A 25,945-nucleotide genomic window follows, 5' to 3' on the forward strand; every position below is an offset into this window, starting at 1 on the left:
AAAAAATGATCTTTGAAAACTAAACAAAACCAAGCGTGCAAATGTTAATTTCGATTAACAAAAAACGTACTATATAGTACAAACTTTTATGAGCTATATCAACTCTTTATTGGAGAGTTTGATCCTGGCTCAGGACGAACGCTGGCGGCGTGCCTAATACATGCAAGTCGAGCGAACCAATGGGAGCTTGCTCCCTGAGGTTAGCGGCGGACGGGTGAGTAACACGTGGGTAACCTGCCTGTAAGATTGGGATAACTCCGGGAAACCGGAGCTAATACCGGATAACATTTTGAACCACATGGTTCAAAATTGAAAGATGGTTTCGGCTATCACTTACAGATGGACCCGCGGCGCATTAGCTAGTTGGTGAGGTAACGGCTCACCAAGGCGACGATGCGTAGCCGACCTGAGAGGGTGATCGGCCACACTGGGACTGAGACACGGCCCAGACTCCTACGGGAGGCAGCAGTAGGGAATCTTCCGCAATGGACGAAAGTCTGACGGAGCAACGCCGCGTGAACGATGAAGGCCTTCGGGTCGTAAAGTTCTGTTGTTAGGGAAGAACAAGTACCAGAGTAACTGCTGGTACCTTGACGGTACCTAACCAGAAAGCCACGGCTAACTACGTGCCAGCAGCCGCGGTAATACGTAGGTGGCAAGCGTTGTCCGGAATTATTGGGCGTAAAGCGCTCGCAGGCGGTTTCTTAAGTCTGATGTGAAAGCCCACGGCTCAACCGTGGAGGGTCATTGGAAACTGGGGAACTTGAGTGCAGAAGAGGAGAGTGGAATTCCACGTGTAGCGGTGAAATGCGTAGAGATGTGGAGGAACACCAGTGGCGAAGGCGACTCTCTGGTCTGTAACTGACGCTGAGGAGCGAAAGCGTGGGGAGCGAACAGGATTAGATACCCTGGTAGTCCACGCCGTAAACGATGAGTGCTAAGTGTTAGAGGGTTTCCGCCCTTTAGTGCTGCAGCAAACGCATTAAGCACTCCGCCTGGGGAGTACGGTCGCAAGACTGAAACTCAAAGGAATTGACGGGGGCCCGCACAAGCGGTGGAGCATGTGGTTTAATTCGAAGCAACGCGAAGAACCTTACCAGGTCTTGACATCCTTCGCTACTTCTAGAGATAGAAGGTTCCCCTTCGGGGGACGAAGTGACAGGTGGTGCATGGTTGTCGTCAGCTCGTGTCGTGAGATGTTGGGTTAAGTCCCGCAACGAGCGCAACCCTTGATCTTAGTTGCCAGCATTCAGTTGGGCACTCTAAGGTGACTGCCGGTGACAAACCGGAGGAAGGTGGGGATGACGTCAAATCATCATGCCCCTTATGACCTGGGCTACACACGTGCTACAATGGATGGTACAAAGGGCTGCAAGACCGCGAGGTCAAGCCAATCCCATAAAACCATTCTCAGTTCGGATTGCAGGCTGCAACTCGCCTGCATGAAGCCGGAATCGCTAGTAATCGCGGATCAGCATGCCGCGGTGAATACGTTCCCGGGCCTTGTACACACCGCCCGTCACACCACGAGAGTTTGTAACACCCGAAGTCGGTGGGGTAACCGTAAGGAGCCAGCCGCCTAAGGTGGGACAGATGATTGGGGTGAAGTCGTAACAAGGTAGCCGTATCGGAAGGTGCGGCTGGATCACCTCCTTTCTAAGGAAAATAGAGCACGCTTGGTATTTTGTTTAGTTTTGAGAGATCATACTGATCTTTCTTTACTATGTTCCTTGAAAACTAGATAACGAAAACAATTCAAGTAATTCACTGAGTTTAAACGCTTAGTTTAGTGATTCTCTTAATAATTGATTTAAATGACATCTTCGATGTCAAAGGTTAAGTTGTTAAGGGCGCACGGTGGATGCCTTGGCACTAGGAGCCGATGAAGGACGGTACTAACACCGATATGCTTCGGGGAGCTGTAAGTAAGCTTTGATCCGGAGATTTCCGAATGGGGAAACCCACTGCTCGTAATGGAGTAGTATTTTTACCTGAATACATAGGGTATTAAAGGCAGACCCGGGGAACTGAAACATCTAAGTACCCGGAGGAAGAGAAAGCAAACGCGATTTCCTGAGTAGCGGCGAGCGAAACGGAAGAAGCCCAAACCAAGAGGCTTGCCTCTTGGGGTTGTAGGACACTCTATACGGAGTTACAAAGGAACGGAGTAAATGAAGAGGTCTGGAAAGGCCCGTCAAAGAAGGTAACAACCCTGTAGTTGAAACTTCGTTCCCTCCAGAGTGGATCCTGAGTACGGCGGGACACGTGAAATCCCGTCGGAAGCAGGGAGGACCATCTCCCAAGGCTAAATACTCCCTAGTGACCGATAGTGAACCAGTACCGTGAGGGAAAGGTGAAAAGCACCCCGGAAGGGGAGTGAAAGAGATCCTGAAACCGTGTGCCTACAAGTAGTCAAAGCCTCGTTAATGGGTAATGGCGTGCCTTTTGTAGAATGAACCGGCGAGTTACGATCCCGTGCAAGGTTAAGTTGATAAGACGGAGCCGCAGCGAAAGCGAGTCTGAATAGGGCGAAAGAGTACGTGGTCGTAGACCCGAAACCAGGTGATCTACCCATGTCCAGGGTGAAGTTCAGGTAACACTGAATGGAGGCCCGAACCCACGCACGTTGAAAAGTGCGGGGATGAGGTGTGGGTAGCGGAGAAATTCCAATCGAACTTGGAGATAGCTGGTTCTCTCCGAAATAGCTTTAGGGCTAGCCTTGAAATGAGAGTCTTGGAGGTAGAGCACTGATTGGACTAGGGGCCCCCATCGGGTTACCGAATTCAGTCAAACTCCGAATGCCAAAGACTTATGTTCAGGAGTCAGACTGCGAGTGATAAGATCCGTAGTCAAGAGGGAAACAGCCCAGACCACCAGCTAAGGTCCCAAAGTATACGTTAAGTGGAAAAGGATGTGGAGTTGCTTAGACAACCAGGATGTTGGCTTAGAAGCAGCCACCATTTAAAGAGTGCGTAATAGCTCACTGGTCGAGTGACTCTGCGCCGAAAATGTACCGGGGCTAAACGTATCACCGAAGCTGTGGACTGTTCTTTTAGAACAGTGGTAGGAGAGCGTTCTAAGGGCTGTGAAGCCAGACCGTAAGGACTGGTGGAGCGCTTAGAAGTGAGAATGCCGGTATGAGTAGCGAAAGAGGGGTGAGAATCCCCTCCACCGAATGCCTAAGGTTTCCTGAGGAAGGCTCGTCCGCTCAGGGTTAGTCGGGACCTAAGCCGAGGCCGAAAGGCGTAGGCGATGGCCAACAGGTTGAAATTCCTGTACCACCTCCTCACCATTTGAGCAATGGGGGGACGCAGAAGGATAGGGTAAGCGCGCTGTTGGATATGCGCGTCCAAGCAGTTAGGCTGACAACGAGGCAAATCCCGTTGTCGCGAAGGCTGAGCTGTGATGGCGAGGGAACTATAGTACCGAAGTTCCTGATTCCACACTGCCAAGAAAAGCCTCTAGCGAGGTGAGAGGTGCCCGTACCGCAAACCGACACAGGTAGGCGAGGAGAGAATCCTAAGGTGAGCGAGAGAACTCTCGTTAAGGAACTCGGCAAAATGACCCCGTAACTTCGGGAGAAGGGGTGCTTTTTAGGGTGAATAGGCCGGAAAAGCCGCAGTGAATAGGCCCAGGCGACTGTTTAGCAAAAACACAGGTCTCTGCGAAGCCGCAAGGCGAAGTATAGGGGGCGACGCCTGCCCGGTGCTGGAAGGTTAAGGGGAGAGGTTAGCGCAAGCGAAGCTTTGAACCGAAGCCCCCAGTAAACGGCGGCCGTAACTATAACGGTCCTAAGGTAGCGAAATTCCTTGTCGGGTAAGTTCCGACCCGCACGAAAGGCGTAACGATCTGGGCACTGTCTCAACGAGAGACTCGGTGAAATTATAGTACCTGTGAAGATGCAGGTTACCCGCGACAGGACGGAAAGACCCCGTGGAGCTTTACTGTAGCCTGATATTGAATTTTGGTACAGCTTGTACAGGATAGGTAGGAGCCTGAGAAGCCGGAGCGCTAGCTTCGGTGGAGGCGTCGGTGGGATACTACCCTGGCTGTATTGAAATTCTAACCCACAGCCCTGATCGGGCTGGGAGACAGTGTCAGGTGGGCAGTTTGACTGGGGCGGTCGCCTCCTAAAATGTAACGGAGGCGCCCAAAGGTTCCCTCAGAATGGTTGGAAATCATTCGTAGAGTGTAAAGGCACAAGGGAGCTTGACTGCGAGACCTACAAGTCGAGCAGGGACGAAAGTCGGGCTTAGTGATCCGGTGGTTCCGCATGGAAGGGCCATCGCTCAACGGATAAAAGCTACCCCGGGGATAACAGGCTTATCTCCCCCAAGAGTCCACATCGACGGGGAGGTTTGGCACCTCGATGTCGGCTCATCGCATCCTGGGGCTGTAGTCGGTCCCAAGGGTTGGGCTGTTCGCCCATTAAAGCGGTACGCGAGCTGGGTTCAGAACGTCGTGAGACAGTTCGGTCCCTATCCGTCGTGGGCGTAGGAAATTTGAGAGGAGCTGTCCTTAGTACGAGAGGACCGGGATGGACGCACCGCTGGTGTACCAGTTGTCTTGCCAAAGGCATAGCTGGGTAGCTATGTGCGGAAGGGATAAGTGCTGAAAGCATCTAAGCATGAAGCCCCCCTCAAGATGAGATTTCCCATCACATTAGTGAGTAAGATCCCTGAAAGATGATCAGGTTGATAGGTCAGAGGTGGAAGCGCGGTGACGTGTGGAGCTGACTGATACTAATCGATCGAGGACTTAACCTAATTAAAGCGTAAGCTTAGTGAATTGAATTGTAAATCGTTATCTAGTTTTGAAGGAATATACTATTCCTGAAAACTTTATACAAAGTGAAAGAGTTTCGAGGAACGAACAGTTCAAGGAATCGATTGAGGAGACACCGGAGCGTACTTCAGTACGTGAGGATGTTGACGAGTGAGATGACGCAGAAATGTGAAGTTCATCGGAAGCCGAAAACTAAATTATTTGGTGATGATGGCGAAGAGGTCACACCCGTTCCCATGCCGAACACGGAAGTTAAGCTCTTCAGCGCCGATGGTAGTTGGGGGTTTCCCCCTGTGAGAGTAGGACGTCGCCAAGTAGTTTGATTTTCTTCTTATTATCGCGGGGTGGAGCACGATTGAATATGCTTCATTGAATGACTTCAGCGTACCGATTGAGCAGCATCTTGAATAATCATCCTGAAATCGGGACGGTCAGTATACGCAATAGTAAAAGTGCATAGAATACTATAAGTTTTCTTCATATTATCGCGGGGTGGAGCAGTCTGGTAGCTCGTCGGGAACTTCATAACCCGAAGGTCGCAGGTTCAAATCCTGTCCCCGCAACCAAATTTTTCATAAAATATTATGTTAAGGTAAGTTATTTTCACTTCGTGAAAAAACTCTGGTCCGGTAGTTCAGTTGGTTAGAATGCCTGCCTGTCACGCAGGAGGTCGCGGGTTCGAGTCCCGTCCGGACCGCCATATATTGATTGCTTGCGAAACGATGATGTTTCGTTTTTTTTATGTTTATTCATAATATTTTTGTACATAGATAAGAATTTAAATAATACCACCATTAAGCCTTATATGGTACGATAGAATAGATAAAACTTGGTTAAACTAAGTTTAAATGCTTACACGCTAACAGTGACTCCTTAGGAAACAATTCCTAAGGTTTTTTCGTAATATTAGCGAATAACTAAAAAGATGGAGTATGAAATGGATGAATTTGATTTTATTCTTAAAGTAAAACCAAATCGTACTTTTCAAAAGAATGTAAAAGTAGCAATTGGGGACGATGCAGCTGTTTACGAACCGAGTCTGAATCGCAACCAAGTTGTTTGTGTAGATACTATGGTAGAAGGAGTTCACTTTCTTAAACATTTATCTACTCCTTTTGAAATAGGCTATAAAGCATTGGCAGTTAATATTAGTGATATTGCTGCTATGGCAGGTATCCCTCTTTATTATCTAGTTTCTATTACTGTTCCCTCTAGTTGGAAAGAAGAGGAACTAGTAGAGATTTATAAAGGCATGGACGAGCTTGCAAAGGAATATAAAATGGATTTATTAGGTGGAGATACAGTTTCTACATCTGACAAACTTGTTATATCGGTTACGGTTATAGGAGAAGTTGAACAAGAAACACAGACTCTTAGAAGCAAGGCTTGTGATGGTGATATTGTTTTTGTAACAGGTAATGTTGGGGATTCATCTGCAGGTTTAGCTATTTTATTAGATCACGTACAAATACATAATCAACATTCGAAAGAATACCTTATAAACCGTCATAAAAAGCCTACACCTCGTGTAAATGCAGGTAGACTTATAGGTGCATTATATCGTGCTTCATTAAATGATGTTAGTGATGGGCTTGCTAGTGAATTAAATGAAATTAGTGAAGCAAGTAATGTTGGTATAACAGTCTTTAAAGATCAGCTTCCTGTCAGTGATGAACTTTTATCATTGAGTTCAGCAAATGATATTTACAAATGGATTCTTTATGGTGGCGAAGATTTTGAATTAGTCGGAACCACTTCACGGAACTCATGGGAAAAGTTAAAACAAACTTGTGATAAAATGGATTTGAAAATAACACAAATCGGTTTAGTAGATCAAAAACATTCTGGAGTTATGCTACAGACTGTTAATCAAGAATTAGTCAGAATCGAAAAATCAGGGTATAACCACTTCAGAAATAAGTAAGGTGAGTAGCAGAGTGGAAAAATATGAGTTTATAACAAAAAGTACTGAAGATACAACTATGATTGCCATAAATCTTTCAAAAAAACTAGAAGTTTCAATGCTGTCATTACGTTAGAGGGAGATTTAGGTGCCGGTAAGACTACTTTTACTAAAGGCTTGGCAAAGGGGTTGGGAATTAAACGTAATGTTAACAGCCCAACATTTACTATTATAAAGGAATATCATGATGGACGACTGCCTTTATATCACATGGATGTTTATCGAGTAGAAGATTCTGATGAGGACCTAGGTTTCGATGAGTATTTTCATGCAAGTGGAGTTACTGTTGTAGAATGGGCTTCATCTTATAGAAGAACAGTTACCTAGTGAACGGTTAGATATAAAAATTCTTTATGTAGATGATACAACAAGAACGATTATCATGAGTCCTAAGGGATCTTATTATGTTGGACTGTGTAAGGAGTTAAATGATGAAAGCATTAGCCATTGATACAACCAATAATGTGTTGGGAATCGCAATTGTTGAAGAAGATAAAGTCATTGGAGAATATATCACAAATTTAAAGAAAAACCATTCTGTACGAGCAATGCCAGCTGTCGAAAGACTTTTAAGTGATTGTGATATAACACCGAAACAGCTAGATAAAATTATTGTAGCAACTGGTCCTGGGTCTTATACTGGTGTTCGGATTGGTGTTTCAATTGCTAAAACAATGGCATGGGCCCTTCAACTTCCCATTGTAGGTGTTTCAAGCTTGGAAATATTGGCGGCAAATGGGCGTTTCTTTAATGGACTGATCTCTCCACTATTTGATGCTAGAAGAGGGCAAGTTTACACAGGTTTATATCAATATGATAATCAGGAATTAGTTACTGTGGAGAATGATCAAAATTTATTGTTAACAGATTGGTTAGAGATGTTAAAGTCTAAAAATGAGCGTATTCTATTTCTAGGTAATGATCTCCCTATACATGAGGAAGTTATTACACATGTACTTGGTGATATGGCGGAAATTGCACAAGTAGCTCTGCATAATCCGAGACCAAGTGAGTTAGCAATTATAGGGCTTAAAAAGAATGCTGAAGATGTTCATAGTCTTGTACCAAATTACATAAGACTAGCTGAAGCTGAAGCGAAATGGCTAGAACAGCAAAAATAAGATGGTGGCTATTGTGGATAACGAGTTTACAATAAGAAAAATGGTAAGAGAAGATATTGAAGAGGTATATCATATAGAGTGTCAATCTTTCTCAGCACCATGGACGAAGGAATCTCTATATTATGAGCTTGAGCAAAATTTATTTGCCAAATATCTAGTAATTGAACTGGATGGTAAAGTGGTTGGCTATTGTGGATTATGGGTAATCATGGATGATGCCCAAATAACCAATATAGCAGTTCACCCTGAATACAGAGGGAGAAAAATAGGTGAAGCTCTTTTAAGATTTACTATTCAATTAAGTAGAGAAATGAACGCTAAAAGACTATCTTTAGAGGTTAGAGTGTCTAATCACATCGCACAGTCCCTATACAAAAAGGTTGGATTTTCACCTGGTGGTATAAGGAAGCGTTATTATACAGATAATCAAGAAGATGCTTTAGTAATGTGGGTGAATTTAATATGATTGAAAAAGACCAATATATACTAGGAATAGAGACAAGCTGTGATGAAACTGCTGCTTCGATTATTAAAAACGGCCGTGAAATTGTCGCAAATGTTGTTGCATCACAAATTGAAAGTCACAAACGGTTTGGTGGGGTAGTTCCAGAGATTGCTTCCCGACATCATGTTGAGCAATTAACAATTGTTTTTGAGGAAGCAATGAAACAAGCAGATCTTACTTTTGCGGATCTATCAGCAATTGCCGTTACTGAAGGACCTGGACTAGTAGGAGCATTATTAACAGGCATTAATGCAGCAAAAGCCCTAGCCTTTGCACATGGTATTCCTTTAATAGGAGTCCATCATATTGCCGGCCATATTTATGCTAATCGACTTATTCATGAATTGGAATTTCCTTTACTTGCTCTGGTGGTTTCCGGTGGACACACAGAATTAGTATATATGAGAGAGCATGGAGATTTTGAGGTAATTGGTGAAACTCTCGATGATGCTGCCGGAGAAGCTTATGACAAGGTCGCACGAACTCTGGGCCTTCCATACCCAGGTGGTCCTCATATTGATAAATTAGCTCATGAAGGTCAAGCCTCTATCGATTTACCAAGAGCTTGGCTAAGTGAAGGATCCTTTGATTTTAGCTTTAGTGGCCTTAAATCTGCCGTTATTAACACACTCCACAATGCAAAACAAAAAGGGATCGAACTTGATCCTAAAGATGTGGCAGCAAGCTTTCAGGCAAGTGTTATCGACGTTTTAGTCACAAAGACTGCACAAGCTGTGGATAAATATCATGTTAAACAGTTGTTATTAGCAGGCGGTGTTGCAGCTAATAAGGGTTTAAGAACAGCATTAGAATCAGAGTTTTCCTCAAGAGAGGGATTAACACTAACCATTCCTCCACTTTCTTTATGCACAGATAATGCTGCCATGATTGCTGCTGCTGGAAGCATTTTATATGAAAAGGGAGTAAGAAGTGATTTGGCATTAAATGCAAATCCCGGCTTAGAATTAACATCTTATCAACAAAAGTGAATAAATAAATAAAATAAAACAGGATCTGAGGGTCCTGTTTTTTCTATTTCTTTTGACAAAAGCTGAGTGCATTCACAGAGAATCTCCTAATTTCTATAAAAATAGGATTATTCACATAGTTATCCACAGAATGTACACGATTTTTGTAGAATTGTGTAAAACTATTTAAAATGCTGTCAAATCAATGTTTTTAAGAATGTGTATAACTTAAACAAATTAAAGAAAATATGTGGACAATGTGTATAAGTCTGTTGATATGTTGGAAATAAAGGATTTGTAGTGTGGATAAAAAGTGTGGATGTGTATAAATAATAGTTATTCACATGAACTTAATAGAAGATTGTCGAATACGTTTTTGAGATCTTACTTTTCTGAATGAAATCAAAAAAAACAGCGAGAAACCCGCTGTTTAATAAATATTACGTTGATTACATAAAAATTAATGTAATTGCTCCCATTCTGCCATTAGATCTTCTAGTTTAGAATGAATTTGTTCATTTTCTTCGTTAATTTTTTGTACTTTTTCATGATCTTGATAAACATCTGGATCACAAAGCAGGGCTTCATTTACTTCAACTTTACCTTCAAGTTCGCTAATTTCATTTTCAATTTCTTCAATTCTTCTTTGCTTTTGTCTTTCAAGTTTTTTTAACTCTTTTTCTTGTTGATAACTTAATTTCCCCTCAGGATCTTGTCCTGATTTTTTTTGTATGGGAGAGTCATTTCCTTCTTGCTCTAACCGTTCATGTTCAAGTTGTTCTTCCTTTTTTGTCAGATAATAATCATAATCTCCTAGGTACTCAGTAAGATGAGTGCTAGAAAGCTCATAAACTTTTGTGGCAATTCTATTAATAAAGTATCTGTCATGAGAAACAAAAAGGATTGTACCTGGAAAGTCAATTAAAGCATTTTCTAAAATTTGCTTACTATCCAAATCAAGATGGTTCGTTGGCTCATCAAGAATTAGGAAGTTCGCTTTTTGTAGCATCAGTTTAGAGAGTGCCACTCTTGCTTTCTCTCCTCCACTTAGAGCAGATACAGGCTTTAATACATCATCACCAGAGAATAGAAAGTTTCCAAGTATGGTTCGAATTTCTTTTTCGGTCATTTGTGGATATTCATCCCACAGCTCGTCTAAAACTCGTTTATTTGATGTAAGATCAGCTTGTTGCTGATCATAGTAACCAATTTGTACATGTGAGCCAAGAGAAAAGGTACCAGTTAACGAATCTAATTTCTGAATAATTGATTTTAGTAAAGTTGATTTCCCGATTCCATTTGGTCCGACTAAGGCAATGCTATCACCTCGGGAAATAGAAAAGGATATGTTAGAGATAACAGAATGAACATTGTCATAGGAAACAGAAATATGATCAGCTTTTAACACATCGTTACCGCTTTGTCTGTCAATATCGAACTGAAAGCTTGCTGATTTTTCATCACCTAGAGGCTTGTTCATTAACTCCATCTTCTCTAGCTTTTTTCTTCTGCTTTGGGCCAGCTTTGTTGTAGAAGCACGAGCTAAGTTTCGTTGAATAAAGTCCTTAAGTTTAGCTACCTCTTCCTGTTGCTTTTCAAAGCTTTTTAACTCCTTTTCATATGAGTCAGCTTTTTGCTTTAGATATTGGCTGTAGTTACCAATAAATCTTGTGCTTGTATGGCGGCTGATTTCATATACTTGTGTAACAATCTTATCTAGGAAATATCGGTCATGGGAAACAATCAGTATTGCTCCAGGGTAGTTTTGTAAATATTGTTCTAACCAGGTTAATGTTTCAATATCAAGATGGTTCGTTGGCTCGTCCAATATTAATAGATCAGGTTTAGTAAGTAATAGCTTACCTAAAGCAAGTCTTGTTTTTTGGCCACCACTTAAAGAAGCAATTTTTGTTGTTGGATCAAAATGGTGAAATCCAAGGCCATGTAGAACAGAACGTATATCAGCTTCATATTGATATCCGCCTTCTTCTTTAAATCTGACTTGAAGAGTATCATATTCTTTTAAAAGCTGCTCAAACTTTTGTGATTCAGTGGATGGATCAACTGTTGCCATTTGCTGTTCAAGATTTCGCATTTCTTGTTCCATTGATTTGAGGTCTTTAAACACTAAATTCATTTCTTCCCAAATCGATAATTGAGACTCAAGTCCTGTGTCTTGAGCTAAATATCCAACGGAAACATCTTTAGGCTTGATAATTTCACCAGAATCATGGGACATGGCTCCGGAAATAATTTTTAAAAGTGTTGATTTCCCTGCTCCATTGCGACCAACAATCGCAACTTTATCTCTCGTTTGTACTTCCAACTTAATATTCGATAAAATAGGTTCAGCACCAAAGTATTTGCTAAGTTGATTTATTTGTAACAATATCATTGTTTTCACCTCTACTAATGCTTTAAGTGTAGCTTAGTTTTGGGGTGCCTGTCACCACCCGAATTTTGTCGACGGAAAAGAAAATTGCTCTTGATTCAAGTGTGTCATATACTCTTAGTTGTTAAACGGGTGATTCTTGCTTTTTGTATCCATATAATTGTCACAATAACAAAACAGACAGAAGCTAAAAAATAGTGTATAGTCTAATATAAGGAGATTTGTATATGTCAGAGTTTACTCATTTTAATGAACAAGGCCGAGCAAAGATGGTTGATATTTCGGCTAAAGAAGAGACTGTTAGAACAGCTCAAGCTAAGACAAGTATTCAAGTAACAAAAGAGGTTTATGAAAAAATGATCAACCATGAAATAGGGAAAGGTGATGTATTATCGGTTGCACAAGTAGCTGGAGTTATGGCAGCTAAGCAAACATCACAGGTTATTCCTATGTGTCATCCAATTTCAATAAAAGGTGTAAACATTGAGTTTGAATGGGATGTTTCTGATACGAATCATTATACTCTATTGATCTCAGTTACTGTGAAAACAAAAGGAAGTACAGGTGTTGAAATGGAAGCGTTAACCTCTGCTAGCATAACAGCACTAACTGTTTATGATATGTGTAAAGCAGTGGATAAAGGAATGATTATAGGCCCAACCTATTTAGTAGAGAAAACAGGTGGTAAAAGCGGCGATTTCCTAAGAAACGAAATATGACATGGATTTTACTAGTATCTCCAAAATCCTATAAGCATTGTCATATGTGTTTGTGTGAATGTGAGGGATAAGATTGAATATAGACCAAACGAAAATACCGCAGGCAACTGCTAAGAGATTGCCTTTATATTATCGGTTTTTAAAAAATTTACACTCGTCAGGAAAGCAACGTGTCTCATCCGCCGAGTTAAGTGATGCAGTAAAGGTAGATTCCGCTACAATCCGAAGAGATTTTTCATATTTTGGAGCTCTTGGAAAAAAAGGATATGGATATAATGTAAATTATTTGTTATCCTTTTTTAGAAAAACATTAGATCAAGATGAGATAACGAAAGTATGTTTAATTGGAGTAGGGAATTTAGGAACGGCATTTTTACATTATAATTTCACTAAAAATAACAATACTGTTATTTCTCTAGCTTTTGATGTAGACGAAGATAAGGTAGGTAGTGAGATAGGCGGGGTACCGGTCTTCCATTTAGATGAGATGGAAAACCATCTTCCTGATGATGTTACAGTTGCGATTTTAACTGTACCAGCACCAGTTGCACAATCGATCACAGACCGTCTCATTACAAAGGGTATTAAAGGAATATTAAACTTTACACCAGCACGGTTAAACGTGCCGGATGAAATAAGAATTCATCACATAGATTTAGCAGTGGAGCTACAGTCTCTAGTATATTTCTTAAAACATTATCCTCATGAGGAGAAATAAATAATAGCCCAGAAAAGGAGGTGGATTCGATGCCAACAGTAGGAATCGGAAGCCTTTTACTTATCGTATTCGTAGCATTACTTATTTTTGGACCAAAAAAGCTACCTGAACTTGGAAAAGCAGCAGGTAATACACTTCGTGAATTTAAAAATGCAACAAAAGGTTTAGCAGACGATGATGATGAGCAAGACAGCAAAAAAGAGAAAAAGGAAGAAGTCAAGTAAGATAGGATGAACCGATATGAAACATGATGAAATGTCGGTCATGGAACATATAACCGAACTAAGAAAACGACTCGTTATTGTTGTCGTTTTCTTTTTCGTAGCGGTTATTGCCGGATTTCTCCTTTCCAGACCGATCATTATTTATTTGCAGCAAACTGATGAAGCAAAATCACTAACATTAAATGCTTTTAATTTAACAGATCCCTTAATGGTTTATATGAAGTTCGCTTTCATAATAGCATTTGTTATTACTTCACCGATTATTTTGTATCAGCTCTGGTCGTTTGTTAGTCCAGGTTTATATGAAAAAGAAAGAAAAGTAACACTAAGCTATATTCCTATTTCACTTATGTTATTCTTTCTCGGGATTTCATTTTCTTACTTTATCCTATTTCCGTTTGTGATCGACTTTATGGAAAGAATATCAACTGACTTGGATATTAATCAAGTCATCGGAGTGAATGAGTATTTCTCGTTTTTATTACAGCTAACAGTGCCATTTGGTATCCTGTTTCAATTACCGGTTGTAATAATGTTTCTGACTAGATTAGGAATTGTAACCCCTATGTTTTTATCAAAGGTTAGAAAATACGCATACTTTGTATTATTGGTTATTGCAGCTTTAATCACACCACCTGAACTAGCATCCCATTTAATGGTTTCCATACCGTTGTTTATTTTATATGAAATTAGCATATGGATTTCTCGTATTTCCTATCGAAAAGCACAGAAGATGCGTTTTGAAGAAGAAAACATAAAAAAATGAGACTCGTGAAAAGTCTCATTTTTTTATGTTCATTTTTTTAATTTTTCTTGATAAAGTAAACATACGAATCGCAACACCAATATCGAAGGTTGCGATCAGCATTAATAGAATAGTTGGAAAGGTAAATATCCCATTCTCGGCACTGTTTATTGCTAAGTAAGTAAATAGTAACCCCATGACCAAATAAAATATGGCCATAGAAATAGGATTAGTTCTCATGATAAAAAGCCTCCAATAATTACTTGCATTTGTTCCATTTGCTTCATCATTCTTTCTATATCTTCCTGGAATACAGTCTGGATAATCACGACCATTGTATTCATAGCGACATGAGCAAAGATTGGGACGAGTATTCGTTTTGTTTTAACATAAAGAAACGCGAACGTGAATCCCATTGAACCGTACAACAGAACATGCTGTGGTTCACCATGTAATAGTGAAAAAATAAGTGAACTAATAACAGCAGCAATAAAGAAGTTTGTTTTAGTATAAAGCACCCCAAAAAGAATTTTTCGGAAAATAATTTCTTCAAGTATAGGACCTAAAATTGAGGTCACAATGATAACCAGAGGTGAAACCTTAATAACATTAACAATCATTTGAGTGTTCTCAGACCCGGCTTCGACCCCAAATACATTTACTTCTATGTTTGCTGCAACACTTTGTACAAATAAAGCTAAAAAGAAACCTGCAACAGCCCAACCGATTGAAGCCCCAACAGAAGATGGTTCCCCTCGGAAGCGGCTTTCTGCATGACGTTCGTGTCTTAAAAGAAAGAGAATAATGAAGAAAGCCAATGAAAAGCTGAGGATTGTCCAATATGCAAACCTCTCAACTGTGGTTTCTCCTATATTTAATAGGTCTAATAACCTTATTCCTAGAAACGATGATAGCTGTAGTAGCATATATGTTAATAAAATAAACCAATAATGCCTTTTCATATTAGCCTCCTTGTAAACCATCGGTGATATAACAACGAATAATTATACCAAACTTTATTGTAACATACCCACATTCCATCTTATGTATGATATCTCTTTTCATGAGACAAAATGATTAAGATCTAAAATGATATCGTTTTCTACTAGGAATTAGCCGAGTCGAAAAATAATAGAAAAAGTTCTCAAAAAAATTAAGCTTCATACTTGAAATTAAAAAGGATCTTATATAATATATTAATTGTGTTAGCACTCAAGATTAGCGAGTGCTAATAAAAAGGAAAAATTAATCAATTATTTATGAAATTGAGGAGGTTGTTTCACTTGTTAAAGCCATTAGGTGATCGCGTTATTATCGAGTTAGTTGAATCAGAAGAAAAAACTGCTAGTGGTATCGTCCTTCCTGATAGTGCGAAAGAGAAGCCACAAGAAGGTAAGGTAGTTGCTGTTGGTACAGGTCGTGTACTAGATAGCGGAGAAAAAGTGGCGCTTGAAGTAGCAGAAGGCGATCGTATTATCTTCTCAAAATATGCTGGTACTGAAGTGAAATATGAAGGTACTGAATACTTAATTTTACGTGAAAACGACATTTTAGCTGTTATCGGTTAATAGAACAGCCCTATATCATAGAACATTTTATAATCTTGAGGAGGTTATGTGAAAATGGCAAAAGATATTAAATTTAGCGAAGAAGCTCGCCGTTCGATGCTTCGTGGTGTTGACGCTTTAGCAGATGCTGTAAAAGTTACATTAGGACCTAAAGGACGTAACGTAGTATTAGAAAAGAAATACGGTTCACCTTTAATCACAAACGATGGTGTAACAATTGCGAAAGAAATCGAATTAGAAGATGCATTCGAAAACATGGGTGCTAAACTAGTAGCTGAAGTTGCTAGCAAAACAAATGATGTTGCTGGTGACGGTACAACTACTGCAACTGTTTTAGCTCAAGCAATGATCCGTGAAGGATTAAAGAACGTAACAGCTGGTGCTAACCCAATGGTAGTTCGTAAAGGTATCGAAAAAGCTGTAGCTGTTGCATTAGAAGAGCTTCAAGCGATTTCTAAACCAATCGAAGGTAAAGAATCAATTGCACAAGTTGCTGCGATTTCTTCTGCTGATGATGAAGTAGGTCAATTAATTGCGGAAGCAATGGAGCGAGTTGGTAACGACGGTGTTATCACAATCGAAGAGTCTAAAGGTTTCTCTACTGAATTAGAAGTAGTAGAAGGTATGCAATTCGATCGTGGGTATGCATCTCCATACATGGTAACTGATTCTGACAAAATGGAAGCAGTTCTTGAAAACCCATATGTATTAATTACTGACAAAAAAATTACAAACATTCAAGAAATCCTACCAGTATTAGAGCAAGTGGTACAACAAGGTAAACCACTATTACTAATCGCTGAGGATGTTGAAGGTGAAGCATTAGCAACTCTAGTTGTGAACAAGCTTCGTGGAACATTCAATGCTGTAGCTGTTAAAGCTCCAGGATTCGGTGATCGTCGTAAAGCAATGCTAGAAGACATTGCGATCTTAACTGGCGGTGAAGTAATCACTGAAGAGCTAGGCTTAGATCTTAAGTCTGCTAACATCGATCAATTAGGACGCGCTTCTAAAATCGTTGTAACAAAAGAAAACACAACAATCGTAGAAGGTGCTGGCCAAGCTGATCAAATCGCTGGTCGCGTAAGCCAAATTCGTTCTCAATTAGAAGAAACAACTTCTGAGTTCGATAAAGAAAAATTACAAGAGCGTCTTGCTAAATTAGCTGGCGGTGTAGCAGTTATCAAAGTTGGTGCTGCAACTGAAACTGAATTAAAAGAGCGTAAACTACGTATCGAAGATGCTCTTAACTCTACTCGCGCTGCAGTAGAAGAAGGTATCGTTTCTGGTGGTGGTACTGCTCTAGTGAATGTATACAATAAAGTTGCTGCTATTCAAGAAGAAGGTGACACTCAAACAGGTGTTAACATCATCCTTCGTTCTCTTGAAGAGCCAGTACGTCAAATCGCTCACAACGCTGGTCTTGAAGGATCTGTTATCGTTGAGCGCTTGAAAAACGAACAAGTAGGCATCGGCTTCAACGCAGCTAACGGCACATGGGTAAACATGTTCGAAGCTGGTATCGTTGACCCAACTAAAGTTACTCGTTCTGCACTTCAAAACGCAGCATCTGTAGCAGCTATGTTCTTAACAACTGAAGCTGTTATCGCTGACAAACCTGAAGAAGGCGGCGGCATGCCAGATATGAGCGGCATGGGCGGCATGGGTGGAATGGGCGGCATGATGTAAGGCCTTCTGAGCCAAACATCTGAGAAATAGTTTATCTATTTTTCACCCATTTTTAAATTAGTCATGTAAATGTAAAGACTACTTCCTTAATTAGAGGAGGTAGTCTTTTTTTTGTTGTTAATATTTGCTTTTCTATTGGCTGACATACGTTTTTATGTGATAAAAGATTTCTCGTGTATAATTAAAACATAATGTTGGAAGAGTGAACGCGGACCTTAATATACCCAAGGGGGAAATAGAATGCGAAGAATCATCTTATCGACCGAAAGCGGTGCTGACGTGCCGAGTGATTTAGCTGAAAAGTACGATGTTCAAATAGTTCCAATGCATATCATTATGGATGGAAAAGATTATTTAGATGGTTATCTTCCGGTACAGGATATTTATGATTATTACGGACGTACGAAGAAAATACCTTCTACTACCTCCACAAATGCACATGAGTATCAAGAATTCTTTGCAAATATAAGAGAGAGTTTCCCAGATTGTATCATTGTACATATTGGTTATACATCAAAAGCTTCTTCTTCGTTTCAAAATGCAGTCATTGCTGCGGAAGAATTTGAAGGTATTTTTCTCATTGATGCTCTGAACGTTACTGGAGGATTAGCTGCGATTGTACTGTATGCTGCTGAGTTATTAGAGCAGGAACCTTCCATTGAACCGGAACATTTAGTTGAAAAAATAGAGGCAATCGTTCCTAAATCAAGATTGGTTTTCATCCCAGGTAGTCTTGAGTTTCTTAAAGCAGGAGGACGAGTAAGTAATATGGCTTCTTTGATTGGAACTCTGTTGAAAATAAAGCCATGCATAGAGTTGAAGGATGGAAAGCTAATGTCTACAAAAAAGTACCGCGGGAATATGAGTGGAGCTACTGAAAAACTTTTTAGTGATTACTTAAATACATACAACATCGATAGAAAGCAGCTATATTTTATTTACTCAATAGGGTTTGATGAAAGAATCAAGCAGCGGATGGATGAGATTGCAAAAGAAAATAGATTCCACAATATAAGGTGGATCCAGGCGGGCGGTATGATTTCAACACATTCTGGAGCTGGGGGCTTCGGGGTAGCGGGATTGGAGCAATAATACGGGAGAGACTATATACCAGAAAGCAATTGATTGAAATGATTGGAATTATGAAAACTAAAGTGTGGAAAAGTGAGGAGAGTATCTTTTTTGATTGCTAATAATTTGCTAATGCAACTTAGTGAAAAACGGTTAAATCGTGTTATATGTTACAGTAGGAATTTAATAATACATTGAATTATCTATCCACACCAAATAAGAGAAGCTTCTCATAAGTTGATTAAACTTGTGGGAAGCTTTTTTTGATATTTGATCATTTTATTGTTCTAAAATTTTTCTAACTTCAAAACAAGTGTAATGGAATAACTTAACTTTTATTTTTATAGGATCATTTTTGGATTATAAGAAGGGCTCAATTTCCACAATGACCTCAATCCAGAGTTTGGTTTTGAGGGGGAGATATTTGTATTAATAAACACATGCTTACAAGTTGAATGTGATAATTGTAGTTGTCATGATGAATAGTTAAGTGCTGGTTTTCGTTTAAGGGTATGCATAAATAGTCCTAAATATAGCAGGATAACAAGATTAGACAAATTTTTCATTATATATAAAATAATCAGAAAGTACTTGAAATTAAATATTCAGTTATTTATAATCAATATATACCTAACATATACGTATGAGTGAGTGGGGATTTATCTTTATATTTGTTCGTACAAAATAAATTCTCCTATTATTGGTACGTATGTAATATTTTTTTGATTGGCAGTGTAAGCGTTGTCAATTTTAGTCTCAAGGGGAGGTTGTTTAATGTAATTCAAATCTTATAAATAACATGACTTTCATACTTCTATTCTAGAAATCATTTCGATCTCGCTTTAAACAGTCTTGGGCCATGATAAAAAATGTATTGTGTGTTTTTCCGTGCTCTTAAGAGGTTTTCAGCTACTATGTATCAAAGGGAGGTTTTTTACATGTTACCTACTTCGAAGAATACATCACCTGAAATGACAGTAACAGCAAATAGATCAAATAAAGTGTTAAAATTTCTCAATTCAAAAAAAGTAGTACCGTATATTTTTGTCTCTCCGTTTATCCTTTCTTTTTTGGTTTTATCTTTATATCCTTCTATACAAGCAATCATCATGAGCTTTCAGCGAGTACTTCCAGGGCAAACAACATTTATAGGAATGTCTAATTATTCAAGGGTTCTTAATCCAACCTTTTATAAGGCACTATCAAATACATCAATCTACGTTTTATTAACAGTTCTCATTTTAGTCATAACACCAATCATTCTAGCTGTATTACTAGATTCAAAGCTTGTTAAATTTAAAACATTTTTCCGTGCATCTTTGTTTTTACCTGCATTAGCTTCAACGATTGTAGCTGGTATGGTGTTTAGACTTATGTTTGGTGAAACGGATACGGCAGTGGCTAACCAAATTTTAAATTGGGTAGGTTTAGAGTCTGTTGATTGGAGATATAACGCTTGGTCAGGTATGTTCCTCATGGTTCTTCTGTGCAGTTGGCGTTGGATGGGTGTGAACATTCTTTATTTCTTAGCTGCTCTTCAAAATGTTCCTAAGGAATTATACGAAGCAGCAGAGATAGATGGTGCATCAACGGTCAAGAAGTTCTTCTATGTAACATTACCGTTTTTAAAGCCGGTGACAATCTTTGTAACCACTATTTCGGTCATTAATGGTTTTAGAATGTTTGAAGAAAGCTTTGTTTTCTGGGAAGCAGGTTCCCCAGGAAATATTGGATTAACGGTTGTTGGTTATTTATATCAGCAAGGAATACAGCAGAATGATATGGGATTTGGTGCAGCAATCGGGGTTGTTTTAATGTTAATCATTTTTGCGGTTAGCTTCATTCAGCTTATTTTAACTGGAGCCTTTAAGAAAGGGGATGAGTAAATGAAAAAGAAAAAAAATACACTAGTCGTTTGGTTAATTAACATAGGCTTTTGCATTATTTCATTTATTGCGTTGTTCCCTATTTTAAATTTGTTAATTTCATCACTAAGACCTTCTTCTGAATTAATGCGAAATGGAATTAGCTTGGCTTTTGATCCTAGCACACTAAGTTTTAATAACTACACGTATATTTTTACACAAGCTAGTAATTATTGGGGCTGGTATATGAACAGCTTGACCATTTCGGCGATTACGATTGTTTTATCGTTATTTTTCTCTTCGATGGTCGGGTATGCTCTGGCATTATATGACTTTAAAGGAAGAAATCTGATTTTTGGATTTGTGCTATTTATTTTAATGGTTCCTTTTGAAATTCTAATGCTCCCGCTCTTTCAATTGATGATTAGTATGAATTTAATCAATACGTACACAGCTGTTATTCTCCCTGCTGTCGTTGCACCAGTAGCAGTATTCTTCTTCAGACAATATGCGATTGGCTTCCAAAAGAATTAATGGATGCGGCAAGGATTGATGGAGCTACAGAGTATGGAATTTTCTTTAAAATTATGCTTCCGCTTATGGGGCCATCGATGGCGGCGATGGCGATTCTTCAAGGATTAGGAAGTTGGAACAATTTCTTATGGCCATTAATTGTTTTAAGATCGAACGATATGTTTACATTACCGATTGGCTTAGCAACCTTATTAACACCTTACGGAAATAATTATGATGTACTCATTGCAGGTTCTGTTATGACAATTATTCCAATCATTATTCTCTTTGTCTTTTTCCAACGGTACTTTGTTGCAGGACTTACAGTTGGTGGAGTGAAGGGGTAAACCTATTGCAGATATAAAGAGGTGGAGTATTGAGATGAATGGGAAAGAAATTGTATCAAAATTAGATTTTATACTTCAATGGATTTTCCGCCTTGTTGTGTTAAATGTAGCATGGATTTTCTTTTCGGTTCTGGGATTATTTGTAGCAGGTATCTTTCCATCTACTGCCGCTATGTTAAGTGTAGCTAGAAAGTGGATTCTGGGTGAACATGATATTAAAATTTTCCAAACATTTAAGAAAATATATCGTCAAGAATTTGCTACAGCCAATATATTGGGATGGATTTTAACGATAACCGGAGTGATTCTGTATGTTAATTTTCAATTAATGAAGAACTCAGTAAGTGTGTTCTCTATTGTAACTCCCTTTGCCTTTTATTTAATGGTTTTCTTCTATATGATTCTATTAATTTGGGCTTTTCCAATGCTTGTACATTATAAAGCTACCTGGAGGCAACATCTTAAGAATGCCATTATTGTAGGTTTATCAAAAATTCATTATACCTTAATGTGTGGCTTGGCGATCTTCTTGGTATTGTATCTATCATTAAGCTATCCAGGGATCATTCCTTTTTTTACGATTAGTGTCTTAGGGATAGGGGTGATGTGGGTTACGTTGCGGGTCTTTACTAAAATGGATCAGAGAGTAACGATGAAATCGACGTAAAATGCTGTTGCTCCTATTAAATGTTTATTTCCTACCTATAGTAAAAATAAATACAGCTATGAGTATGCATAATTGTTAATTTGTAAGCGCTTGTCCTGAGGTAGCACACTTAAGGGAGGTGAAACGATCGAATTAATTCCATTATGAAAGAACTCTAGGCTTTTAAAAATGATAACCAAGGGGGAAGAAAATTGAAAAAGTCGTTATCAGTACTGTTAGGGTTACTTATGTGTTTTGTATTAGCGGCATGTAACGGAGGAGATTCAGCATCTGGTGAAGCAACGGAAAAGGAAGTTATTGGTGGAGAGGTTGAAAATGCAACTGAATTAAAGTATTGGACATTTGTAGAATTGCATATGGATTTCTTTAAAGACGCAGTTCCTCGATGGAATGAACTTCACCCAGATAAACCGATTAAACTTGTTGCTGAAACATTTCCTTATGATCAAATGCACAACAACTTATTATTAGCGCTACAATCTGGTAAAGGTGCACCTGATATTTCTGATATTGAAGTAGGTCGTTTTCCGAATTTTTTACAAGGTGAACCACAGCTTTTACCTATGAATGAATATGTTGAGCCTGAGATGGACAATTTCATCCAATCTAGATTTGACATTTATGCTAAAGATGGTAACTACTACGGTATGCCTACACATGTTGGTGCTACTGTTATGTATTATAACAAAGAAATTATGGACCAAGCAGGTGTTGATATTAGTTCAATCAAAACGTGGGATGACTATGTAGAAGCGGGTAAAAAAGTTGTTGAAAACACTGATGCTGTTATGACAACAGTTCATACGGGTGATGCAACTACTTTCCAACAAATGATCAGTCAACAAGGTTCTGACCTATTTGATGATGAGGGTAATTTAACAATAGATAGTCCTGAAAACATTAAAACACTATCTTTGTTAAATGATATGCTTAATACACATAAAATTGCTGAGTTAACACCTGGTGGCGAGCCACATGCTGAAGAGTTTTATGCATTTATGAATGAAGGAAAAGCGGCATCTATCTCTATGCCAATGTGGTATATGGGACGTTTCACTGATTATATGCCTGACCTAAAAGGGAAAATGGTGATTCGACCAATGCCTGCTTGGGAAGAAGGCGGAGATCGCTCGGTAGGTATTGGTGGAACAGGTACCGTTGTTACAAATCAAACAGAGCATGCTGAGCTTGCGAAGGAATTCCTAGCATTTGCAAAGCTTTCTAAGGAAGCAAATATTAAATTATGGACAGTTCTAGGCTTTGATCCACCTCGTTGGGATGTTTGGGAAGATCCTGCAGTTCAAGAGGATAACAAATTCTATCAATACTTCGGTACAGATATCTTTGAAACGTTACTAGAGATCAAAGATGAAATTAATGGTATTAATGTAACAGAACAATATCCAGATGTTTTAACAGAACTTAATACCAATACATTAAATAATGTACTAAGACAGAAATCTGAATCTCCTGAAGACGCTTTAAAGAAAGCACAGGAAACAGTTGAAGCGAATATGCAGTAGGTAGGTTAAAGGGTTGAAACATTTTGGTTTCAGCCCTTTTTAGTGTTACAGAATTAGCTTGTTGGTGAAAGTCAGATCGAGGTAAGCGCAAAGATTTGCCAGTGATGTTTAGAAAAACTATCATATTTTATAACGTGTTAGGAGTCTGCCCTCTAGAAATTTAAATGAAACTTACTTAAGTTTAAATCGTATAATAAGGTAATGATTGGAATGGTTAACATAACTTGTAAAGGGGAGAGGGCCATGGCAGAAATTTTTATTGGATTTATTATAATTGCATTCTTTATTATTTTAGGAAGTACATTATTTTCAACAGGAAAGAAAAAATCATTAAGAAATGACCCAATCCCAGAGCAACTAGGTATTCAGATAGAGGAAGGAATACCGATTGTGGAGAAGCTCGATCAATCCCTAACAAACTCTTATATCGATAATGTGAAAAATCGTGTTTTGCAGGAGCATCCGAAATGGAAGGATCATGAATTTGATTGGGGTATGTTTGAGTTAAAGCGTTATTTCTTCATGAATAGCTTATTAAAATCAGTTCCGATGTTTAGCCATCATGTAGATGAAATTTGGCATGAGATGTTAATGTTTACAAGAGATTATGACAAGTTTTCGAAGGATTTTTATCATGATACTCTGCACCACACTCCGAATATGGATAGTACACCGATTCCGGGTGAACGAGCTTTTTTTGATTGGGTATATATTAGTTTATTTGAAGTAACTACGAACAGCAGAGCTATTTGGGGGCGCTTTTTACAGAACCCAATCAAGCGTGAAATCATAGAAGATTTTCGTCAATTATCTGAAGAGGAGTTGCTTTCAACATATTTTAGAAAAAATGAAGACTGGCTGGAAGTAAAGAGATATTTAATTCATAAAATGAAAAACGAGATACTTGAGGCAGAGCAGCAAAATACAGGCTCAAAAAAGTTTACTCCACATACATCAACGAGTGATAGCAATATTTATTCCTATGCAGCAATGGCAGCTATCTTTTATTCGTTATATGACGAAGATCAATTTCATGAGCATATGAGTGAAGTAGTACCTGAGGAATATGATAAAGGTGTTCCTTACAGTGGTGGTGGATCTTCCTGTTCTGGTTTTGCTTGTAGCAGTGATTCAGGTGACTCAGGTGGCGGTGGAGATTCAGGAGGAGGTTCTAGCTGCTCCAGTTGTGGAGGAGGTTGTAGTAGTTAAAGGGCAATTGGAATGATGGTGAAAATAGATTTAAAAAGAACACAATTAGCCAGCAAGGCAAATTGTGTTCTTTTTATAGTTTGTTAGATTAAATTTTATCTGCTATGCAACCAAATTTCTATTAAAATCAGGCTGTTGTTTTTCACTTTTCATAATTAACGCACCAATCGCTACGAAAACAATGACGATCAATGATAATACAATATAGGAGTTTTGGAATCCGATTGCACTATATAGTATCCCCATTACATAAGAGAAGATGGTGATACCAATCTGTTTTGCAAAGTTAAATCCCAACATATAGACAGTTGCTGATAGGCGAACATCAAATACACCTGTAATATATTTCATAATAGAAATGAGCATTAATGGCATTTCAATCGATGCTAGTATTCTCCAGAAAGAAAGCATCCATATCTCAGTTAAAAATGCAGATCCTAGGATACGGACAAATAAAATAATACCCGCTAGAATGAGTCCGTTTTTAGCTCCTATTTTGTTAATAAACCATGGTGTTAACACCATAAAACCTGCTTCAAGAAAGATTTGTAGGGAGGTAATACGGCTAAATACGAGCTCTCCTCTAGATGTATCATCAAAAAAGCTTGCAAAATAATTAGGGAATTGTTGATCAAATACATCAAACATTGTTGCGATCCCAATCATCATGATACAGAATCCCCAAAAGCTTCTGTTCTTAAATACATTTATAATATTTTCTTTTGTAACAGGGTTTTCTTCATGCTCTTTTGAAACTTCCTGACTGCCAGTATCTTCGTTTTTAACACGCAGTGCCCATAGAAGTACAGCAAGTATAATGGCAGAGACGGTACATGCCCAGAAAATACTATAAGGGTTTCGTACAAACATGATACCGCCAATAAATGCAGCTGTACCACCAGCTAATGAACCGAATAGACGAACATGGCCATATTCATAATTGTTTTCACGTGTACTACGTTCGATATATGCTTCGACAACGCCGACACCACCGTTTAAACATAGGCTTAAGAATGCCCCACCAACTACTGCGCCAAATATAGCATTAATTTGAAGTAGTGGGATAAATGCAAATTGAACGAATGGGCCAATAAATAAAAGACACAGAACGACAAAACCAAAAAGGTATTTTTTTAAGCCTAGCTTATCCTGAATTATTCCATAAATCGGTTCCAATATCAGGCTGTTATAGCCATTGCTGAGAACACAATTCCTGAAACGCTTGTATCCAAATGTGCTGTTTTATGTAGCCAAAATGGTAAAAAGGCGAATATTAAAGCCCAAATCATGAAGTAAAAATAGTACATTCCGCCAAAATTCCAAAATTTAAGCTGGTTTAAGTTTCTCATTATC

General features: G+C 38.8%; 18 protein-coding genes, 2 tRNA genes, 3 rRNA genes and 3 pseudogenes. 22 read left to right on the forward strand and 4 right to left on the reverse strand.

The annotated features are described in order from the left end of the window. The first annotated feature begins 106 nt into the window (after positions 1-106). The 10 genes and pseudogenes from MVE64_RS14795 (at position 107) to tsaD (ending at position 9,363) form a co-directional block, all read left to right on the forward strand. Positions 107-1,656 (forward strand): 16S ribosomal RNA (locus MVE64_RS14795). Positions 1,657-1,834: 178 nt separating this feature from the next. Then, positions 1,835-4,766, forward strand: a 23S ribosomal RNA gene (locus MVE64_RS14800). Positions 4,767-4,985: 219 nt separating this feature from the next. Further along, a 5S ribosomal RNA gene (gene rrf, locus MVE64_RS14805) occupies positions 4,986-5,101 on the forward strand. Together the 16S, 23S and 5S rRNA genes with 2 tRNA genes alongside form the textbook arrangement of a ribosomal RNA operon. Positions 5,102-5,271: 170 nt before the next feature. Continuing rightward, positions 5,272-5,351, forward strand: a tRNA-OTHER gene (locus tag MVE64_RS14810). Positions 5,352-5,408: 57 nt separating this feature from the next. After that, positions 5,409-5,485: transfer RNA gene (locus tag MVE64_RS14815), tRNA-Asp, on the forward strand. Positions 5,486-5,722: 237 nt separating this feature from the next. After that, complete coding sequence (thiL, locus tag MVE64_RS14820) at positions 5,723-6,709, forward strand: thiamine-phosphate kinase (protein ID WP_247339168.1); 987 nt, start codon at positions 5,723-5,725, stop codon at positions 6,707-6,709. A gap of 13 nt (positions 6,710-6,722) precedes the next feature. Next, positions 6,723-7,199 (forward strand): annotated as a pseudogene (gene tsaE / locus MVE64_RS14825) (tRNA (adenosine(37)-N6)-threonylcarbamoyltransferase complex ATPase subunit type 1 TsaE). Continuing rightward, positions 7,180-7,869: a tRNA (adenosine(37)-N6)-threonylcarbamoyltransferase complex dimerization subunit type 1 TsaB gene (gene tsaB / locus MVE64_RS14830; protein WP_247339170.1), complete on the forward strand. Its 690-nt coding sequence runs from the start codon at positions 7,180-7,182 to the stop codon at positions 7,867-7,869. Before tsaE ends, tsaB begins: the two are co-directional and overlap by 20 nt. Before the next feature lie 13 nt (positions 7,870-7,882). Further along, a complete protein-coding gene (rimI, locus tag MVE64_RS14835) occupies positions 7,883-8,335 on the forward strand; it encodes a ribosomal protein S18-alanine N-acetyltransferase (protein WP_379053777.1) in 453 nt (150 codons plus the stop codon). After that, entirely contained in the window at positions 8,332-9,363 is a 1,032-nt protein-coding gene (gene tsaD, locus MVE64_RS14840) for a tRNA (adenosine(37)-N6)-threonylcarbamoyltransferase complex transferase subunit TsaD (protein ID WP_247339172.1), read from the forward strand. The genes rimI and tsaD overlap by 4 nt, the downstream gene beginning before the upstream one ends. Before the next feature lie 439 nt (positions 9,364-9,802). Here the strand turns inward: tsaD and MVE64_RS14845 are convergent, their stop codons facing one another. Further along, complete coding sequence (locus MVE64_RS14845; protein ID WP_247339174.1) at positions 9,803-11,737, reverse strand: ABC-F family ATP-binding cassette domain-containing protein; 1,935 nt, start codon at positions 11,735-11,737, stop codon at positions 9,803-9,805. Positions 11,738-11,961: 224 nt separating this feature from the next. Here MVE64_RS14845 and moaC point away from each other — a divergent pair, with 224 nt between their 5' ends. The 4 genes from moaC to tatC all read left to right on the forward strand — a co-directional run bounded on the left by moaC (position 11,962) and on the right by tatC (position 14,161). Further along, positions 11,962-12,453, forward strand: a complete 492-nt coding sequence (gene moaC, locus MVE64_RS14850; RefSeq protein WP_247339176.1) for a cyclic pyranopterin monophosphate synthase MoaC — start codon at positions 11,962-11,964, stop codon at positions 12,451-12,453. 73 nt (positions 12,454-12,526) lie between these two features. Beyond that, entirely contained in the window at positions 12,527-13,171 is a 645-nt protein-coding gene (locus MVE64_RS14855) for a redox-sensing transcriptional repressor Rex (RefSeq protein ID WP_098798906.1), read from the forward strand. 29 nt (positions 13,172-13,200) lie between these two features. Continuing rightward, on the forward strand, positions 13,201-13,395 hold the full coding sequence (locus MVE64_RS14860) for a twin-arginine translocase TatA/TatE family subunit (protein ID WP_098798907.1): 195 nt from the start codon (positions 13,201-13,203) through the stop codon (positions 13,393-13,395). 16 nt (positions 13,396-13,411) lie between these two features. Further along, on the forward strand, positions 13,412-14,161 hold the full coding sequence (gene tatC / locus MVE64_RS14865) for a twin-arginine translocase subunit TatC (RefSeq protein WP_247339178.1): 750 nt from the start codon (positions 13,412-13,414) through the stop codon (positions 14,159-14,161). Positions 14,162-14,176: 15 nt separating this feature from the next. Here the strand turns inward: tatC and MVE64_RS14870 are convergent, their stop codons facing one another. Next, positions 14,177-14,380, reverse strand: a complete 204-nt coding sequence (locus MVE64_RS14870; protein WP_176551189.1) for a YdiK family protein — start codon at positions 14,378-14,380, stop codon at positions 14,177-14,179. Next, positions 14,377-15,102, reverse strand: a complete 726-nt coding sequence (locus MVE64_RS14875) for a CPBP family intramembrane glutamic endopeptidase (protein ID WP_247339180.1) — start codon at positions 15,100-15,102, stop codon at positions 14,377-14,379. Before MVE64_RS14875 ends, MVE64_RS14870 begins: the two co-directional genes overlap by 4 nt. 321 nt (positions 15,103-15,423) lie before the next feature. Between MVE64_RS14875 and groES the strand changes: the two genes are divergently transcribed. The 8 genes and pseudogenes from groES (at position 15,424) to MVE64_RS14915 (ending at position 24,592) form a co-directional block, all read left to right on the forward strand. After that, the gene (gene groES / locus MVE64_RS14880; RefSeq protein WP_026561982.1) at positions 15,424-15,708 is read left to right on the forward strand and encodes a co-chaperone GroES; all 285 of its coding nucleotides are present in this window, start codon (positions 15,424-15,426) and stop codon (positions 15,706-15,708) included. A gap of 54 nt (positions 15,709-15,762) precedes the next feature. Further along, a complete protein-coding gene (gene groL, locus MVE64_RS14885; RefSeq protein ID WP_098798911.1) occupies positions 15,763-17,397 on the forward strand; it encodes a chaperonin GroEL in 1,635 nt (544 codons plus the stop codon). Positions 17,398-17,637: 240 nt separating this feature from the next. Further along, positions 17,638-18,489 carry a DegV family protein gene (locus MVE64_RS14890; RefSeq protein WP_247339181.1) on the forward strand — a complete coding sequence of 284 codons (852 nt, stop codon included), beginning with the start codon at positions 17,638-17,640 and terminating at the stop codon, positions 18,487-18,489. A 950-nt stretch (positions 18,490-19,439) separates the two neighbouring features. Next, positions 19,440-20,354, forward strand: coding sequence for a carbohydrate ABC transporter permease (locus MVE64_RS14895; RefSeq protein WP_247347064.1), 915 nt, complete (start codon positions 19,440-19,442; stop codon positions 20,352-20,354). Beyond that, positions 20,355-21,193 (forward strand): annotated as a pseudogene (locus MVE64_RS14900) (carbohydrate ABC transporter permease). 34 nt (positions 21,194-21,227) lie between these two features. After that, positions 21,228-21,860: a YesL family protein gene (locus MVE64_RS14905; RefSeq protein WP_247339184.1), complete on the forward strand. Its 633-nt coding sequence runs from the start codon at positions 21,228-21,230 to the stop codon at positions 21,858-21,860. A gap of 191 nt (positions 21,861-22,051) precedes the next feature. Next, positions 22,052-23,383 (forward strand): ABC transporter substrate-binding protein, encoded by a 1,332-nt coding sequence (locus tag MVE64_RS14910; RefSeq protein ID WP_379053767.1) that lies wholly within the window; start codon positions 22,052-22,054, stop codon positions 23,381-23,383. A 243-nt stretch (positions 23,384-23,626) separates the two neighbouring features. Beyond that, positions 23,627-24,592 carry a glycine-rich domain-containing protein gene (locus MVE64_RS14915; RefSeq protein ID WP_247339185.1) on the forward strand — a complete coding sequence of 322 codons (966 nt, stop codon included), beginning with the start codon at positions 23,627-23,629 and terminating at the stop codon, positions 24,590-24,592. A 102-nt stretch (positions 24,593-24,694) separates the two neighbouring features. Here the strand turns inward: MVE64_RS14915 and MVE64_RS14920 are convergent. Beyond that, positions 24,695-25,941, reverse strand: a pseudogene (locus MVE64_RS14920) (oligosaccharide MFS transporter). Positions 25,942-25,945 lie beyond the last annotated feature (4 nt).

This window comes from Metabacillus endolithicus (genome assembly GCF_023078335.1).
GTDB lineage: Bacteria > Bacillota > Bacilli > Bacillales > Bacillaceae > Metabacillus > Metabacillus endolithicus.

What these genes read in the sequence shown, in the direction of transcription:
- tsaB (WP_247339170.1), top strand. Translation starts at nt 7,180, where the DNA reads ATGAAAGCATTAGCCATTGATACAACCAATAATGTGTTGGGAATCGCA.
- MVE64_RS14845 (WP_247339174.1), bottom strand. Translation starts at nt 11,737, where the DNA reads ATGATATTGTTACAAATAAATCAACTTAGCAAATACTTTGGTGCTGAA.
- groL (WP_098798911.1), top strand. Translation starts at nt 15,763, where the DNA reads ATGGCAAAAGATATTAAATTTAGCGAAGAAGCTCGCCGTTCGATGCTT.
- MVE64_RS14915 (WP_247339185.1), top strand. Translation starts at nt 23,627, where the DNA reads ATGGCAGAAATTTTTATTGGATTTATTATAATTGCATTCTTTATTATT.
- MVE64_RS14905 (WP_247339184.1), top strand. Translation starts at nt 21,228, where the DNA reads ATGAATGGGAAAGAAATTGTATCAAAATTAGATTTTATACTTCAATGG.
- tsaD (WP_247339172.1), top strand. Translation starts at nt 8,332, where the DNA reads ATGATTGAAAAAGACCAATATATACTAGGAATAGAGACAAGCTGTGAT.
- thiL (WP_247339168.1), top strand. Translation starts at nt 5,723, where the DNA reads ATGGATGAATTTGATTTTATTCTTAAAGTAAAACCAAATCGTACTTTT.
- moaC (WP_247339176.1), top strand. Translation starts at nt 11,962, where the DNA reads ATGTCAGAGTTTACTCATTTTAATGAACAAGGCCGAGCAAAGATGGTT.
- MVE64_RS14895 (WP_247347064.1), top strand. Translation starts at nt 19,440, where the DNA reads ATGACAGTAACAGCAAATAGATCAAATAAAGTGTTAAAATTTCTCAAT.
- MVE64_RS14860 (WP_098798907.1), top strand. Translation starts at nt 13,201, where the DNA reads ATGCCAACAGTAGGAATCGGAAGCCTTTTACTTATCGTATTCGTAGCA.
- MVE64_RS14890 (WP_247339181.1), top strand. Translation starts at nt 17,638, where the DNA reads ATGCGAAGAATCATCTTATCGACCGAAAGCGGTGCTGACGTGCCGAGT.
- tatC (WP_247339178.1), top strand. Translation starts at nt 13,412, where the DNA reads ATGAAACATGATGAAATGTCGGTCATGGAACATATAACCGAACTAAGA.
- MVE64_RS14870 (WP_176551189.1), bottom strand. Translation starts at nt 14,380, where the DNA reads ATGAGAACTAATCCTATTTCTATGGCCATATTTTATTTGGTCATGGGG.
- MVE64_RS14875 (WP_247339180.1), bottom strand. Translation starts at nt 15,102, where the DNA reads ATGAAAAGGCATTATTGGTTTATTTTATTAACATATATGCTACTACAG.